Source organism: Pseudarthrobacter sp. S6 (assembly GCF_050156575.1).
Taxonomy (GTDB): Bacteria; Actinomycetota; Actinomycetes; order Actinomycetales; family Micrococcaceae; genus Arthrobacter.
In genome coordinates, this window is record NZ_CP189581.1 from 416,760 (window position 1) to 430,870 (window position 14,111).

Sequence of the window (14,111 nt, forward strand, 5' to 3'; positions counted from 1 at the left end):
TTGCTGGCTTGGCGGCCTGCTACCGTCCCGCTGCGCGTCTGTTGAGCCGCAGCGGGACGTAGATCAGCAGCACCAGGAGGACGGACAGCAAGATTCCGCCAGCAGTCAGGCCGGCGGTGCGGCCGCCGGTTACGTCAAAGACCAGTGTGGCTGTCCCGACGCTGAGCATCCCCACGCCGGCCAGGGCGATCTTGGTGATGGTGTCGGCGCTGGAGACCAGGGTTTCCTTGAGCCGTTGGCGGAAGAGCCTGCGGTGGACGCTGACCGGAAGCAGGATAAAGGCAGTGGTCAGCGTCGCGACCACCACGTTGACGAGATAAAGGCCCACCTGGAAAGCATCCAGGGTCTCGAACCGGTTCTGGAAGGGCAGGGTCAGGAGGAAGCCGGCCAGGATCTGGACCCCGGTTTGCAGCACCCTGAGTTCCTGCAGCAGCTCAGCCCAGTTGCGGTCCAGCTGTTCCTCACGGGTTTCATTCCGCCCGGAGCTTCCGGTGAAGTCCTCAACACCAGACATGCTATTCCTCGCTCCCGGGGCATATCCGCGTATTCCTCGCTCCCGGGGCATATCCGCGTGATCCAAAGCTAGGCCCGAGTTGCGCCAAAATCAACATTTGATAAGTTTACTTATTTATTTGCTCCGGATGGTGGACTTGCGCCTCCGTGCGGGATAGTTTCGAAGGGCCGGCGCAGGCAGGAGCCCTTCGAAAATCGATCCAATGAAGAGGTGGACTATGAGCGAAGCGCAGAAACGGACAGACCCGCCCACCGACCCCCGGGACGGTTTTCATTCCGGGCCCTTCCCGAAGCAGGAACAGAAGAAGCCGGGCCTGACTGCACTCATGGATCCGAAGCCAGACCACGGCGAACTTAGCTACGAGGGGCGCGGTGCGCTGCGGGGTAAGGCGGCGCTCATCACCGGCGGCGACTCAGGAATCGGCAAGGCAGCGGCCATCGCGTTTGCCCGCGAGGGGGCCGACGTCGCAATTTCCTACCTTCCGGAAGAAGAGGAAGATGCTCAGGACACGGCCGACTGGATCCGCAAAGCGGGCCAGCGCGCGCTGCTGTTGGCCGGGGACGGCCGGGAAGAGGCCTTCAGCACCCGGATCGTCGCTGATGTCGTGGCGGAATTCGGCGGTCTGGATGTGGTGGTGCTCAACGCTGCCTACCAGAAGAACCGCGAAAGTTTCGAGTCCCTGCCGACCGAGGAATTCGACCGCGTGCTCAAGACCAATCTGTATTCCCTGATCTGGACGGCCCGGGCCGCGGTTCCGCACCTGAAAGCCGGCTCCTCAATCATCACTACGGCTTCGATCCAGGCTTTCAATCCGTCGCCGGGGCTGATCGACTACGCCATGACCAAGGCAGCGCAGGTTGCCTTCACCAAGGCGTTGGCCCAGGAACTTGGACCAAAAGGGATCCGCGTCAACGCGGTGGCCCCCGGACCCATCTGGACCCCGCTGATCCCGGCCACGGAGTGGCCGGACAAGCTGCCCACCTTCGGGCAGGATACGCCGTTGCAGCGGGCGGGTCAGCCGGCAGAGCTCGCCGCGGCCTATGTGCTGCTCGCGTCCGATCAGGGGTCCTACATCTCCGGAGCAGTGCTGCCGGTGACCGGCGGCAAGGGCCTGCAACGAAGTTTGCACGTCAGATTCACATCTACTACAGGAGGAACCATGAGTCAGGACAACCAGCGCACGGAACCCGCCGAGGAAGTGGGCGGCTACGGCACGCCGACTGCGGAACAGGAGATGGGCGGGACGGACAGCAAGCAGTATGCTCAGCCCCGCGACGAAGAGGATTTTGATGCCGCCGGGCTCAATCAAAACAGCCCTGACGGCGAGACGTTCGACACCGGCACACCCAATCTCAGCCACTTCGATGAGGAAGACAAAGACAGCGCCGGCGAGCCGGGTGCCGGCCGATTCGGCGGCACTGATGACCAGCACCACGCCGAAAGCGACACCAATGATCCCGGTTTTGAGCCGGGAGAACCGCTCATCCCGCGCGACGCCGACGTTCCCTCCGCCGATGCCGAGATCAACGAGGCCAACGCCGACGCGCAGGGCTCTGAACCCTTCTCGTCGGAATCGGGACAGGAGGCTGCCGGCCTGCCGGACGGCAGCGGAGCTGACCTGCCCAAGGACAAGTCACCGAAGGATGACGACGAGGAGAGTTTCGATGCCGGATAGGCGGTGTTCTCCGCCGGGACTGCGGTTTTTGTGTGGGTGGATCTTGCCCACGGAGCGGTCGCCGGACGTATCCTAGAAACAGGTTTTGCAGTGGGCCACGCGTTTCGAGCCTAGGCGTGGAACATGGCCGCGGAGACACAAGGGGAACCGGGCCGGGAATCACTTCCGGACCCCCAGGAGATGGTGTTCGACAGCACGGATGTCGAAGACTTCCTTGTGGCGGTTACCCGCGAGTTCATGCGCGACATCGACGGCGATTCCCGTGGTATCAGCTGGGCCGTCACCTTCTTCCGCCCCGGATCGGCCCGGACTGCAGCCGCGGGGAGCGCCGCCGCGCGCGCCGCGGACGAAGAGCAGTGCTCGTTTGCGGACGGACCAGTGCTGGAAGCTGTTCGCGCGGGTGATTTTGTGCATCTGGCCGACGTCGGCCGCGACCGGCGCTGGCCGGGCTATGCCAGTGCTGCCGCGGACCACGGCGTCAGGTCGCTGCTGTCCACTCCGGTTGTTGCCGCTGCCGAATGGAGTGCAGCAGTGAGCCTCTACGCGTCCACTCCCCACGCCTTCACCAGCGAGGACATCATCAGGACGCGCAGGTATGCGCGTCAAGTGGCCCGGTCGCTGTTGATGGTGGTGTGTGTGGCGGAGCGGGCCGCAGCCGGCGCACAGCTGGCGGTGGCCCAAAGCTCCATGGTGCTTATGGACCTGGCCGTGAGCACGCTTGAATCCGATTACGGGCTCGGCCATGATGCGGCACTGCAGTACCTCCGGACCGTCGCGCGGCACACCCGCCACGGGCTTCGCGAGACAGCCCTGAATATTGTGGCTGCCTCGCGTTCCGACCACGCAGGGCGCGGCCGTGAAAATGCCTCCTTCCGGGGACTCGCCGCCCTTGAAGCACCCGCGCTCCGCCAGGGTCACTACAAAACAGGGAGTACGGCATGAACGTCTGGAAGCAGGACATTGCAGCCGCGAGGGCCGCTTCGGATCCGGCGCCCCACCCGTGGCACCGGCTGGTTGCGTTGGGTGACTCCTTCACTGAGGGCATCGGTGACCCCGAGCCGCGCAGCGAGGGTGGCTTGCGCGGCTGGGCAGACCGAGTGGCCGAGGAACTCAGCGCGAACCAGCCCGATTTCGCCTATGCCAACCTGGCCGTACGGGGCCTGCTGGTACAGCAGATTTTAGACCAGCAACTCGCTCCGGCGCTTGCGCTGAAGCCCGATCTGGTCACGCTCTCCGCCGGCGGCAACGATATCGTTTTCCGTCGCAGCGACCCTGACCGGCTCGCAGAAACGATCGACAACGGCGTGGGCCAGCTGGCCCGGTCCGGCGCCACCGTGGTCCTTTTTGCCGGGCCGGACTGGGGCGCGACGCCAGTCTTCAGCCAGATCCGCGGCAAAGTGGCCATCTTCAACGAGAACCTCCACGCGGTGGCCGCCCGCCACGACGCGGTCATGGTTGACCTGTGGTTCCTGCGTGAATTGTCGAGCGCGGGCATGTGGGACCCGGACCGGCTGCACTTCTCACCGCTGGGGCACCACACCATCGCCGCGGCCGTGCTGAAGGCCCTGGGTGTCTCGCACACACTGGAGCCGTTCGAGCCTAAGCCGCCGCTGCCCCACAGCTGGAAGGAAGCCCGGACCGAGGACCTCATCTGGGCGCGCGAATATCTGGTTCCGTGGGTGATCCGGCAGTTGAGGCACCCGCCGGAAGCGGAGCTGACCGCCAAGCGTCCCGAGCCGCGCCCGGTTTTCGGCGTCGGAACCCGGCCCGGACCGTTTATCAGCGGCGGTCACGCAGCCTGACGCAGCTGTGGCCGGGTCAGCGCTTCTTCGGCGCCCGTTTCGCTGCTGCGTTGACGGCTGCCTTGACGGCGGGAGGCAGGCCCGCCTGCTCCGTTTCCGGTTCAGCCACAGAGCCGCGGGCCTTCGCGATGGCTTTCATGCCGTGGTAGATCACCAGGGCCGCGGCTGAGCCGAGGGCGATGCCCGTGAACGTCAGTTCCCCGATGGTCCAGGTGTAATCCGCGATGCCGATGATCAGCGCGACGGCGGCGGTGGTCAGGTTCACGGGATTGGAGAAGTTCACCTTGTTCTGCACCCAGATCTTGACGCCCAGGATGCCGATCATGCCATAAAGCATGGTGGCGGCGCCGCCCAGAACGCCCGGCGGGACCGTAGCAATCAGTTCGCCGAATTTCGGCGAGAAGCTCAGGACAATAGCGAAGACGCCGGCAACCCAGTAGGCCGCCGTCGAATACACCTTGGTGGCCGCCATAACGCCGATGTTCTCCGCGTACGTGGTGGTGCCGGAACCGCCGCCGAAGCCGGCAAGGACCGTGGCAGCGCCGTCCGCCATCAGCGCGCGGCCGGAGACGCCGTCGAGGTTCTGGCCGGTCATGGCCGCGACGGACTTCACGTGCCCGATGTTCTCGGCTACCAGGACCAGCACGACGGGGACAAAGAGGCCAATCACGCCCACATGGAACTCGGGGGTCTGGAAGTGAGGGAGCCCGATCCAGGCGGCGGCCTCCATTTTTTCGTAGCTCACTTCGCCGCGCAACATGGCCACGAGGTAGCCCACCACCACGCCCACCAGGATGCTGAGCCGGCCGACGATTCCACGGAAAAGTACGCTGACCAGGATGATGGTGACGAGTGTGATGGCGGCGGTGAAGGGGGCGGCGTCGAAGTTCATTTTTGCGGCGGGGGCCAGGTTCAGGCCGATCAGCGCCACGATGGCGCCGGTGACGATGGGTGGCATCAGCCGGTTGATCCAGCCGGCGCCGAACTTCTGCACGATCGCACCGATGAGGGCCAGTGCGACGCCGGCGAGCACCACTCCGCCCAGCGCGCCGGGCACACCGAACTGCTGTTGAGACGCCATGATGGGCGCGATGAACGCGAAGCTGGAGCCGAGATAGCTGGGAACGCGTCCCTTGGTGATCACCAGGAACAGCAGCGTGCCAATGCCGGAGAAGAAGAGGGTGGTGGCTGGCGGCATGCCGGTGATGATGGGAACCAGGAACGTGGCTCCAAACATGGCCACGACATGCTGCATGCCCACGCCGATGGTCAGGGGCCAGGCCAGCCGCTCATCCGGAGCAACCACGTGGCCGGGCTTAATTGATTTGCCGGTGCCGTGAAGCTTCCATTTCATTCCGAGCATGCTCATGGTCGGGGCCTTTCAAAGGGGGTTGCCGCTGGGCTGGGATCTTCCGGTGCAACAATACCGCGCGGCCCAGCTGTGGTGAACGTCACGTGCGGATTGGGAAGAGGACGGGCGTGCTTGAAGTTACAACTATGGAAAGCAGACCGCCGGCTCATCATTTGAGATGAGCGGGCCCAGCGAAAGGTACGCCATGACTATTGCCCACGAAGAAGCGGTTATCGATCCGGCCGCCGTCGACGCCATTTTTGCCGAGGCCCGCACGGCCAACTCCTTCACCGGCGAGGTGACCGAGGACCAGGCCCGCGCCATTTACGAACTTACCAAGTTCGGCCCTACGGCTTTCAACTCCCAGCCCCTCCGCGTGACCTACGTCCGCTCTGACGAGGCGCGTGCCACCCTGGTTGACACCCTGGCCAACGGCAACAAGGCCAAGACCGCCTCCGCGCCGCTGGTTGCCGTCCTTAGCTACGACACCGCCTGGGCCGAGCAGTGGGACAACTTCCTGCCCGAGTACAACGCTCCGAAGGCCATGTACGACGCCGCCCCGGACCTGGCCGCGTCCACCGGCAACAACAACGCCCACCTGCAGGCCGGCTACTTCATCCTGGCCGTCCGGTCCCTCGGGCTCGCGGCCGGCCCGATGACCGGAGCCGACTTCAGCGCCCTCGACGCCGCCTTCTTCCCCGCTGGTGACCAGAAGAGCTTCCTGGTGGTCAACATCGGCCAGGCCGGCGAAAACGCGTGGGGCGCAGCGAAGCCCAAGTTCAGCTACGAGGACGTTGTCCGCACCGTCTAACCAAACCCAAGATGCTCTATCACTTTTGGTCCCCATCCGGGTTGGATGGGGACCAAAAGTGATAGAGCATCTGCTTTTTAAGGTTACGCGATGACGCCGTCCACCAGCGCTTTGGCTTCCGCCTGGACCTGCTTGAGGTGCTCCTCGCCCTTGAAGGACTCGGCGTAGATCTTGTAGACGTCCTCGGTCCCGGACGGGCGCGCCGCGAACCAGGCGTTCTCCGTGACCACCTTGAGCCCTCCGATGGACGCGCCGTTGCCAGGCGCCTCGGTCACCTTGGCGGTGATGGTTTCGCCGGCCAGTTCCGTTGCGGTGACGTCCGACGGCGAGAGCTTGCCGAGTGCCGTCTTCTGCTCCCGCGTGGCTGCTGCATCAATGCGCGCGTAGACGGGGGCGCCGAACTGGTCGGTCAGCCCCGTATACAGCTGGGACGGCGACTTGCCGGAGACTGCGGTGATCTCCGAGGCCAGCAGCGCCAGCAGGATGCCGTCCTTGTCGGTGGTCCAGACGCTGCCGTCCAACTTATTAAAGGAAGCGCCTGCCGATTCCTCGCCGCCGAACGCGCCTTCGCCGGACAGTAGTCCCGGCACAAACCATTTGAAGCCCACGGGGACCTCAACCAGTTTGCGGCCCAGGCTTTCCGCCACACGGTCGATGATGGACGACGAGACCAGGGTCTTGCCCACCACCGAGTTGGGGTTCCAGCCGCTGCGGTTGCGGTAGAGGTAGTCGATGGCGACGGCGAGATAGTGGTTCGGGTTCATCAGGCCGCCGTCGGGCGTGACAATGCCGTGCCGGTCGGCATCGGCGTCGTTGCCGGTGGCGACGTCGAACGCCGCTGAACTGCCGCCGTCGGACATCCTGTTGATCAGGGAAGCCATGGCGAACGGTGAGGAGCAGTCCATCCGGATCTTCTCGTCCCAGTCCAGGGTCATAAAAGCCCACTGGGGATCTACGGTGGGGTTCACCACGGTCAGGTCGAGGTGGTGGCGCTCGCCGATCTCGCCCCAGTAATCCACGGCGGCACCGCCCATGGGGTCCGCGCCGATGCGGACGCCGGCCTCGCGGACGGCGTCCAGGTTCAACACGGACGGGAGGTCGTCAACGTAACTGCTGAGGAAATCGAACTTTCCGGTGCTGTCCGCGGCAAGGGCGTCGGAGACGGGGATGCGCTTCACGCCCCGCAGGTCGTTTTCGAGGAGTTCGTTGGCGCGGTTGGCGATCCAGCCTGTGGCGTCCGAATCGGCCGGGCCGCCGTGCGGAGGGTTGTATTTGAAGCCGCCGTCTCCGGGCGGGTTGTGGCTGGGCGTGACCACAATGCCGTCCGCTTCCGGAGTGCCGGGCTGGCGGTTGTTGTTGTAGGTGAGGATCGCGTGGCTCAGTGCGGGTGTAGGGGTGTAGCCGTGCCGTGCGTCGATCAGCACGTGCACGCCGTTGGCCGCGAGGACCTCGAGGGCGGAGTTCTGCGCCGGTTCGCTGAGGGCGTGGGTGTCCTTCGCCAGGAAAAGCGGGCCGGTGATGCCCTGCCCGGCGCGGTATTCCACGATTGCCTGCGTGATCGCGACGATGTGTTTTTCGTTAAACGACGCCTTGAGGCTGGAGCCGCGATGCCCGGAAGTACCGAACGCCACGCGCTGGCCGGGGTCACCCAGATCCGGCGTGATGTCGTAATACGCGTCGAGGAGCGCAGTGATGTCAACAAGGTCCTGGGGTTGGGCAACTGTGCCCGCGCGGCTAGCCATGGCACCAGCATGCCAGACCTGGGCTGGAGTCAAGACGCCGGGTCCACAATCCGGGCCCCTATGACGCGGAAAAGTCCCCTCCAGACTGTTGGCAGCAAGTAGTTAAAGCAAGTACCGGCCCCAAAAGTACCTATATACCGGCTCCCTGCGGCGCTGCTACTTTCGGAAAACTCAGGAAAGAATGCCCGACGGCGGGGAGCGCCGCCGTCGGGCACTGCAGTTAGCGTCGGGCACTGCAGTGAGTCGGCACGCGGGAACCAGGGGGCAAGGTCATGGGGGCAGGAGACGGCGCGGCCGAGCAGTCCAGGCTGGCTGCGGAACGTGTTCAACGGCTGAAACGCCAGCTCGATCAGGCCGAGCGTGCCACGAAGTCGTGGGATGCCGGTGCAGTGGGCGAGCGTCTGGTGGCGGACAGGCTGAGCCGGCTCATTCCGCACGGCTGGTACCTGCTGAACGATGTCCACTGGCCCGGGCGGCCCAAAGCCAACCTGGACCATGTTCTTGTGGGGCCCGGCGGTGTGGTGGTGATCGATGCCAAGAACTGGACCGGCGAGGTCCGGGTCTCCGCCGGTGTCCTGTGGCAGGGCCGCTTTGCCAGGACGCAGTCCGTGGACGGCGCATTAGCACAGTGCGCCGCCGTCGCGTCCGTGCTGGCGCCGCCCCACCGGCGGTTCGTCCGCCCGTTGATCTGCCTCGCCGGGCAGCCGGACCTCTTCGGCATCACCAATTCCGACGTCGCCGTGGCAGGCGCCGACCGCGTTGTTGCAGCTGTCCTGGCGCTGCCCCCGGTGCTCGACCAAAAGACAGTGGTGGGCCTCTATGCGCACCTTGGCGAGCAGCTCACGCAGGAATCTGCTGCTCAAACTCCTGCGGTGAACTCGCTGACCGTGAAGTCACCAACCGCGAAGCCGCTGACCTCGAAACTGGCGTCAGGACAGGCGGGCGGCGTCGGATCCGGACGTGCCAGGAAGCCGAGGGCACACCAACACGCCGCAGGTGGGTTGACCCGGGTGATGTTCCTGGCTGCCTTTGTGGTTTTTGCTGTCTACGTGCTGCCCTATTGGGGGCGGTAGGACGGGATGGCGGCGCCGGTAGGCCTGTATTGCAGGCGGCGGTAGGCTGGGAATCGAAGACTTCGAATGGGGAAAAACATGACTGGCCAGCCAATTCCGCGCCCTGACTCGGAAGGGTCCGCCGCCCAGGGACCAGTCGATTCGCCGGCAGGCTACGAGCCGCCGCAGTTTGTGCCGCCGCAGGGCCCCAGCATTCCGGCGCCGCCTTTGTATGACCAGAATCAGTTCTTCTTGGCTGGTTCATGATTCCGCAGATCGCTGCAATCATCACCGGCCATCTGGCCCTCCGCCGCGAACCGTCGGGCAAGGGCATGGCCATCACCGGGCTTGTCCTGGGCTACCTTTGCCTGCTCGGCTACGGAGCGTTCTGGCTGCTCCTCATCATCGGGCTGATGTCATACGGCACCACCTACGGGTACTGACTCCCGGTCGAAACCGGGGTCGGAGAGCGGGGCAGGCTGGCTCCGCCCGCCGCAGACTCCCAAGCAGCGGAAAGGCCCCCGACAGGGGGCCTTTCTTCAGTCGGGGCTGAATTACAAATTCAGACTCTCTCGCGCCGGCGTTCAGCGGCCGGTTTCTGGGCTTCGTGGGTCCTTCCCCGACGCGGGAAGGCCCAGAAGGTGAAATCCTGGGCCGTGTAATGCGGCTCCGGACGGTCCGGCGGTGTTTCCTGGCGTTCTTCGGGTTTCCGGTCGGCTTGCTTCTTGGCACGCCAACCGAAATCTTCCATCGATGAATAGCACATCACAGACCTCCTCATAGTGACTGCCCCTTAATCGTCCTCCGGATCGGCCCCGGAGTCGACCCCCGGAGCGGTTCAAACTGTCATCAGAAGCCGAGCTGGGCCGCCACCTGGAGCAGGACCAGTTCGGAGCCCGCCGGCCCCACGAGCTGGATTCCCATGGGCAGGCCGTGCGCTGGCCGCCCACCGGTCCAGTACACGGGAATCGTGATGGCCGGCAGGCCGCAGACGTTCACCATGGAGGACCACGGCGCGAATTCGCACTGCCTGCGGTAGTCGCCGTCGGCGTCCCCGGGCCAGTCCGCGGCCGGCCACGGTTCGTCGCCGTGCGTGGCGCCGGTAAACCAGCCCACTGGGCGGGGCGTCTGAGCCAGGGCCGGCATCAACATCAGGTCCCAGCCGCCGTACTGCATGATGGTGTCGCGTTCGAATTGCCGGAGGAAAGCCAACGCTTCATTGAGCTTTAGTGCGCTGCGCTGCTGGGCCCGGCGTCTGAACGTGCGGGTCAGCGGGGCCAGGAGCGCTTCGCGGTGCGGACTGATCCGGGCGGTTCCGACGGCGGCGGTCCACGCAGTGGTGAAGGCGTCGGGGTAGCGGTTGTCGTAGCGGATGGCGGCTTCGCTGACGGCGTGCCCGGCGTGCTCCAGCATTTCCAGGCCCGCCTGCAGCGCGGCTAAGGTCTCGGGTTCCGGGGTCAACGGGAAGGTGGTGGACCAGGGGCTGTCCAGGGTCAGGCCGATGCGCAGAGGACGCGGTTCGTGTCCCACAGCGTCGAGATAAATGTTGTCAGGGGACGGCACCAGAGCATCCATCAGCAGGGCCGCGTCGGCCGCGTTGCGGGCCAGGGGCCCCGCTACCACCAGCCGGGCGGGATCGCTTGAACTTTCGCCGGACGGCACCACGCCACGGCCGGGTTTGAGGCCCACCAGGCCGCAGGCGGCGGCCGGGATACGGACGGAACCGCCGCCGTCGGTCCCCGGCGCGAACGGAAGCAGGCCCGCGGCCACCGCGGCAGCGCTGCCTCCCGTGGAGCCACCGGAACTCCGGCTCGGGGCATGCGGGTTGCGCGACGGCGGTGCGATGCGGTTTTCGCTGTACGCCGTCAGCCCAAACTCCGGAACCTGCGTCTTGCCCAATGAGACAACGCCAGCGGCCTTGAGGACTGCGGCCAAGGTGCCGTCGGCGAGGGCCGGTTTGTGGTCAAGTGCAGCGCTGCCGTGGGTGGTCACCACGCCGGCGACGTCGGTCAGGTCCTTGAAAGCCACCGGCATGCCATGCAGGAGCGGCAGGCCGTCCGTCCTGGCCCCGGAGGCCTCTGCAGAGCCGGTTCCGAAGTCTTTCCGGAACCGGGTGAACCGGGCATCGGCGGCGTCCGCATCGGCCATGGCCTCTTCTGCAGTGACCGTGACAAAGGCACCCAGCAGCGGATTCTGATCGGCAATGCGGGCCAGGAAATGTGCGGCGACGTCCCGAGCTGAGAGCTCTCCTGTGCGGAGCGCATCCCGCAGTTGGACGGCGGTCAGTTCGTGGATGTCAGCGGTGGAACCGGTTGTCTGCTCAGCGGGCAAAGCCCCTCCTCAGGGTCATTTAGAAGCGTAGCCTGCGTCAGCTTTCGGCAGGCACGGCAGGGCGGCTGACGCTAGGCTGGAGGGAGACCCGTGATTCTCTGAAAAAGGACTCCCATGAGCGATTTCGATTCTGTGCCCGTCATCGACGTCCCGGCAGACGCCGTGATTCTGGACGTCCGCGAAGACTACGAATGGGTAGCCGGACATGCCGCGGACGCTCTGCATGTCCCCCTGGATCAGCTTCCGGCACGGTTTGGCGAGTTGGACCCGGACCAGGATATCTACGTTATCTGCCGCACGGGCGGACGGTCCTTCCGTGCGGCGCAGTGGCTCACCGGCCAGGGCTATACAGCCATCAACGTGGCTGGCGGAATGGACCAGTGGCTCGAGTCCGGCAAGCCGCTTGTGTCCGATAACGGCCTCAAGCCCCTCGTTCTGTAGTCCAACCCGTATCTGTGTCCATCACCCAAGAGGAATCAATGCCCGCGATGCCCGTTACGTACGCTTTCCTTGGGCCTGAGGGCACGTTCACTGAAGCGGCACTGATGCAGGTACCGGACGCCGCCAACGCCACGCGTAATCCGGCCTCCACCGTCAATGCGGCGCTGGACATGGTCCGCGACGGCTCTGCGGACGCAGCGATGGTGCCTATTGAGAATTCGGTCGAGGGCGGCGTCACCGCCACCCTGGACGCTATCGCCGGCGGACAGGAACTCCGGATCATCCGCGAAGTCCTGGTGCCCATCAGCTTTGTCCTAGTAGGCCGTCCCGGCGTGGAGGTGGAGGATATCCGCCGGATCTCCACCCATGGCCATGCCTGGGCGCAGTGCCGTCTGTGGGTGGATGCGAATATTCCGGGTGCGGAATATATTGCTGGCTCCTCCACCGCTGCGGCCGCAATGGGGCTACTGGGCGACGAAGCCCACTACGATGCCGCGATTTGTGCGCCCATCGTTGCACAGGAGCAGCCGGGGCTGACCGTCCTGGCAGAGAACATCGGCGACAACCCGGGGGCCGTAACGCGGTTCATCCTGGTGAGCAGGCCGGGCGTACTGCCCGAACGGACCGGTGCGGATAAGACCACAGTGGTAGTCCCGCTGCCGGAAGACCGTCCGGGTGCCCTGATGGAAATCCTGGACCAGTTCGCCACGAGGGGCGTGAACCTCAGCCGGATCGAATCCCGGCCGACAGGTCAGTACCTTGGCCACTACTTTTTCAGCATCGACGCAGACGGGCACATCGCGGATGCCCGTGTGGCCGACGCCTTGGCTGGGCTTCACCGCATCAGCCCGGCCACCCGCTTCCTGGGCTCCTACGGGCGGGCAGACGCCCAAAGCCCCAGCGTCTCGCAACACACCTCGGACGAGGCATTCCGGTCCGCACATGAATGGGTCGGGAAGATTCTGCAGGGGGAATGAACGCGGCTGGACGACGACCAGGGCTTCGCCCACAGCGTAGGTCAAGGTACTTCCGCGGGATAGTTACTGTGCGTATGCTTGCCTGATCCACCTGGGGGATGGACCCCTAACGAAGGGAGCAGGTCATGAATACCAGCAGCACAGACAATGACGGCCAGGGCATGATCGTTAATCCCAAGCCCGCTGTCGACAACCAGGACTGGGACGGCGACGATGCGGACCGCGCTGACCGCCTGCGCTTCGAAGAGGAACAGGCCATGATCCGTGAGCAGTCCGAGGCGCGTGCCGCGAAGGCCGCCGCCGAGGCTGAGGCGGTCAAGAAGGCAACTGCCTGAGGCCAGGCCTGCTTAGCCCTGCTGGCCTTTCACCCTGATCAGGAGAGACCGCGGCTCCACCCGGACGGTGAGCTTCGTGGCCAAACCGGATGTGTCGCCGTCGATTTGTGTGGGCATAGGCTCCGGGCACTTGATGACGATACGGCCGGCCCGGTACATCGTCATGATGGGCAGGTTGCCCTTGTGTTTGAAGAGGATTTTCGCATACATGGCGAGCCAGCCGATGGCGCTGCGGGGGCTCATGACCACCACGTCCAGCATGCCATCGTCGATCATGGCTTCCGGGATGAAATCGATCCCGCCCGGGACCAGCCCACAGTTGGCAAACAGGACGCTGCGGATATTCCGGACCTGCTCCGGCTTGCCATCCAGCGCCACTGATACCTTCCTTCGCCGCCCGGGCAGGTGGCGCATTCCGGCTTCGGTGTAAGCGAGCCAACCCACGGCTTTCTTCAGGCCGTCGTTGGTGTCCGCGAGAATTTCGGCGTCCATGCCGATCCCGCCCATCACCAGGAACGCGTGCTCGGAAGAGTGCCCCGTGCGGGAATTTTCGATGCCCATCCGCGCGGTATCAATGTAGCGCTGGTGGCCAAAAAGCGCTGTCTGCACGTTGGCGTGGAGGTCGTTGACATTCAGATCCACGTTTCGAGCCAGGAGGTTTCCCGTCCCCAGGGGAATCAGGCCCATGGCCACATCCGTATGTGCGAGAGACTCAGCCACCACGCGCACAGTACCGTCGCCACCGCCCACCAGAACGACGTCGGCCTTGTAATCCAGCGCCGCCCGGGCCTGGGAGTACCCGGGGTCCTCGGCCGTCGTCTCGATGAAAAGAGGATCGTCCCAGCCGGCGGCCAGGCAGGCGCGCTGGATGGCTTCCTTCGCCTCCGGGGCACGTGCCTTGACGGGATTAAGGATGACCACGACGCGTTGCTGGGTGAGGCCGGTTTCGTGTGCTTCTTCGTGGACTGCGCTGCGGATGTGCAGGGCTTTGAGCCTGCGGACGCCCCACCAGCTGGAGACGGCGAAGGCCAGCGCCGCCGCGCTCAGGACGTAAAGAAGCCAGTCGTTCATGGTGCTTCA

General features: G+C 65.1%; 12 protein-coding genes and 2 pseudogenes. 9 read left to right on the forward strand and 5 right to left on the reverse strand.

The genetic code is table 11. The features are described 5' to 3' along the window. Positions 1-19 precede the first annotated feature (19 nt). On the reverse strand, positions 20-514 hold the full coding sequence (locus ACQCS0_RS02055) for a DUF6328 family protein (RefSeq protein WP_354155490.1): 495 nt from the start codon (positions 512-514) through the stop codon (positions 20-22). Positions 515-731: 217 nt separating this feature from the next. On the opposite strand from ACQCS0_RS02055, the pseudogene ACQCS0_RS02060 reads away from it, so the two are divergent. The 3 genes and pseudogenes from ACQCS0_RS02060 to ACQCS0_RS02070 all read left to right on the forward strand — a co-directional run. Continuing rightward, positions 732-1,628, forward strand: a pseudogene (locus tag ACQCS0_RS02060) (SDR family oxidoreductase); the annotation flags it as partial. Between the two features lie 684 nt (positions 1,629-2,312). Further along, complete coding sequence (locus tag ACQCS0_RS02065; RefSeq protein WP_354155489.1) at positions 2,313-3,131, forward strand: GAF domain-containing protein; 819 nt, start codon at positions 2,313-2,315, stop codon at positions 3,129-3,131. Then, complete coding sequence (locus ACQCS0_RS02070) at positions 3,128-3,991, forward strand: SGNH/GDSL hydrolase family protein (protein WP_354155488.1); 864 nt, start codon at positions 3,128-3,130, stop codon at positions 3,989-3,991. The genes ACQCS0_RS02065 and ACQCS0_RS02070 overlap by 4 nt, the downstream gene beginning before the upstream one ends. A 16-nt stretch (positions 3,992-4,007) precedes the next feature. On the opposite strand, the gene ACQCS0_RS02075 is transcribed toward ACQCS0_RS02070, so the two are convergent. Beyond that, positions 4,008-5,360: a solute carrier family 23 protein gene (locus ACQCS0_RS02075; RefSeq protein WP_354155487.1), complete on the reverse strand. Its 1,353-nt coding sequence runs from the start codon at positions 5,358-5,360 to the stop codon at positions 4,008-4,010. A 187-nt stretch (positions 5,361-5,547) separates the two neighbouring features. Here ACQCS0_RS02075 and ACQCS0_RS02080 point away from each other — a divergent pair, with 187 nt between their 5' ends. After that, a complete protein-coding gene (locus ACQCS0_RS02080) occupies positions 5,548-6,153 on the forward strand; it encodes a malonic semialdehyde reductase (protein ID WP_354155486.1) in 606 nt (201 codons plus the stop codon). Between the two features lie 83 nt (positions 6,154-6,236). On the opposite strand, the gene pgm is transcribed toward ACQCS0_RS02080, so the two are convergent. Further along, the gene (gene pgm / locus ACQCS0_RS02085) at positions 6,237-7,895 is read right to left on the reverse strand and encodes a phosphoglucomutase (alpha-D-glucose-1,6-bisphosphate-dependent) (RefSeq protein ID WP_354223478.1); all 1,659 of its coding nucleotides are present in this window, start codon (positions 7,893-7,895) and stop codon (positions 6,237-6,239) included. Between the two features lie 272 nt (positions 7,896-8,167). Between pgm and ACQCS0_RS02090 the strand changes: the two genes are divergently transcribed. Continuing rightward, positions 8,168-8,968: a nuclease-related domain-containing protein gene (locus ACQCS0_RS02090; protein ID WP_354155484.1), complete on the forward strand. Its 801-nt coding sequence runs from the start codon at positions 8,168-8,170 to the stop codon at positions 8,966-8,968. Positions 8,969-9,201: 233 nt separating this feature from the next. After that, positions 9,202-9,390, forward strand: a pseudogene (locus tag ACQCS0_RS02095) (DUF4190 domain-containing protein); the annotation flags it as partial. Positions 9,391-9,796: 406 nt separating this feature from the next. On the opposite strand, the gene ACQCS0_RS02100 reads toward ACQCS0_RS02095, so the two are convergent. Continuing rightward, the gene (locus tag ACQCS0_RS02100) at positions 9,797-11,278 is read right to left on the reverse strand and encodes an amidase (RefSeq protein WP_354155482.1); all 1,482 of its coding nucleotides are present in this window, start codon (positions 11,276-11,278) and stop codon (positions 9,797-9,799) included. A 114-nt stretch (positions 11,279-11,392) separates the two neighbouring features. Here ACQCS0_RS02100 and ACQCS0_RS02105 point away from each other — a divergent pair, with 114 nt between their 5' ends. The 3 genes from ACQCS0_RS02105 to ACQCS0_RS02115 all read left to right on the forward strand — a co-directional run bounded on the left by ACQCS0_RS02105 (position 11,393) and on the right by ACQCS0_RS02115 (position 13,031). Beyond that, positions 11,393-11,719, forward strand: a complete 327-nt coding sequence (locus ACQCS0_RS02105) for a rhodanese-like domain-containing protein (protein WP_354155481.1) — start codon at positions 11,393-11,395, stop codon at positions 11,717-11,719. A 38-nt stretch (positions 11,720-11,757) separates the two neighbouring features. Beyond that, positions 11,758-12,696, forward strand: coding sequence for a prephenate dehydratase (gene pheA, locus ACQCS0_RS02110; protein ID WP_354155480.1), 939 nt, complete (start codon positions 11,758-11,760; stop codon positions 12,694-12,696). Positions 12,697-12,821: 125 nt separating this feature from the next. After that, on the forward strand, positions 12,822-13,031 hold the full coding sequence (locus tag ACQCS0_RS02115; RefSeq protein ID WP_185262232.1) for a hypothetical protein: 210 nt from the start codon (positions 12,822-12,824) through the stop codon (positions 13,029-13,031). Between the two features lie 12 nt (positions 13,032-13,043). Here the strand turns inward: ACQCS0_RS02115 and ACQCS0_RS02120 are convergent, their stop codons facing one another. Further along, positions 13,044-14,102, reverse strand: coding sequence for a diacylglycerol kinase family protein (locus tag ACQCS0_RS02120; RefSeq protein WP_354155479.1), 1,059 nt, complete (start codon positions 14,100-14,102; stop codon positions 13,044-13,046). Between the last annotated feature and the right edge of the window lie 9 nt (positions 14,103-14,111).

Bases quoted from the DNA above. Each gene is read 5' to 3' on its own strand.
- ACQCS0_RS02055 (WP_354155490.1), bottom strand. From the start codon at position 514: ATGTCTGGTGTTGAGGACTTCACCGGAAGCTCCGGGCGGAATGAAACC.
- ACQCS0_RS02065 (WP_354155489.1), top strand. From the start codon at position 2,313: ATGGCCGCGGAGACACAAGGGGAACCGGGCCGGGAATCACTTCCGGAC.
- ACQCS0_RS02070 (WP_354155488.1), top strand. From the start codon at position 3,128: ATGAACGTCTGGAAGCAGGACATTGCAGCCGCGAGGGCCGCTTCGGAT.
- ACQCS0_RS02075 (WP_354155487.1), bottom strand. From the start codon at position 5,360: ATGAGCATGCTCGGAATGAAATGGAAGCTTCACGGCACCGGCAAATCA.
- ACQCS0_RS02080 (WP_354155486.1), top strand. From the start codon at position 5,548: ATGACTATTGCCCACGAAGAAGCGGTTATCGATCCGGCCGCCGTCGAC.
- pgm (WP_354223478.1), bottom strand. From the start codon at position 7,895: ATGGCTAGCCGCGCGGGCACAGTTGCCCAACCCCAGGACCTTGTTGAC.
- ACQCS0_RS02090 (WP_354155484.1), top strand. From the start codon at position 8,168: ATGGGGGCAGGAGACGGCGCGGCCGAGCAGTCCAGGCTGGCTGCGGAA.
- ACQCS0_RS02105 (WP_354155481.1), top strand. From the start codon at position 11,393: ATGAGCGATTTCGATTCTGTGCCCGTCATCGACGTCCCGGCAGACGCC.
- pheA (WP_354155480.1), top strand. From the start codon at position 11,758: ATGCCCGCGATGCCCGTTACGTACGCTTTCCTTGGGCCTGAGGGCACG.
- ACQCS0_RS02115 (WP_185262232.1), top strand. From the start codon at position 12,822: ATGAATACCAGCAGCACAGACAATGACGGCCAGGGCATGATCGTTAAT.
- ACQCS0_RS02120 (WP_354155479.1), bottom strand. From the start codon at position 14,102: ATGAACGACTGGCTTCTTTACGTCCTGAGCGCGGCGGCGCTGGCCTTC.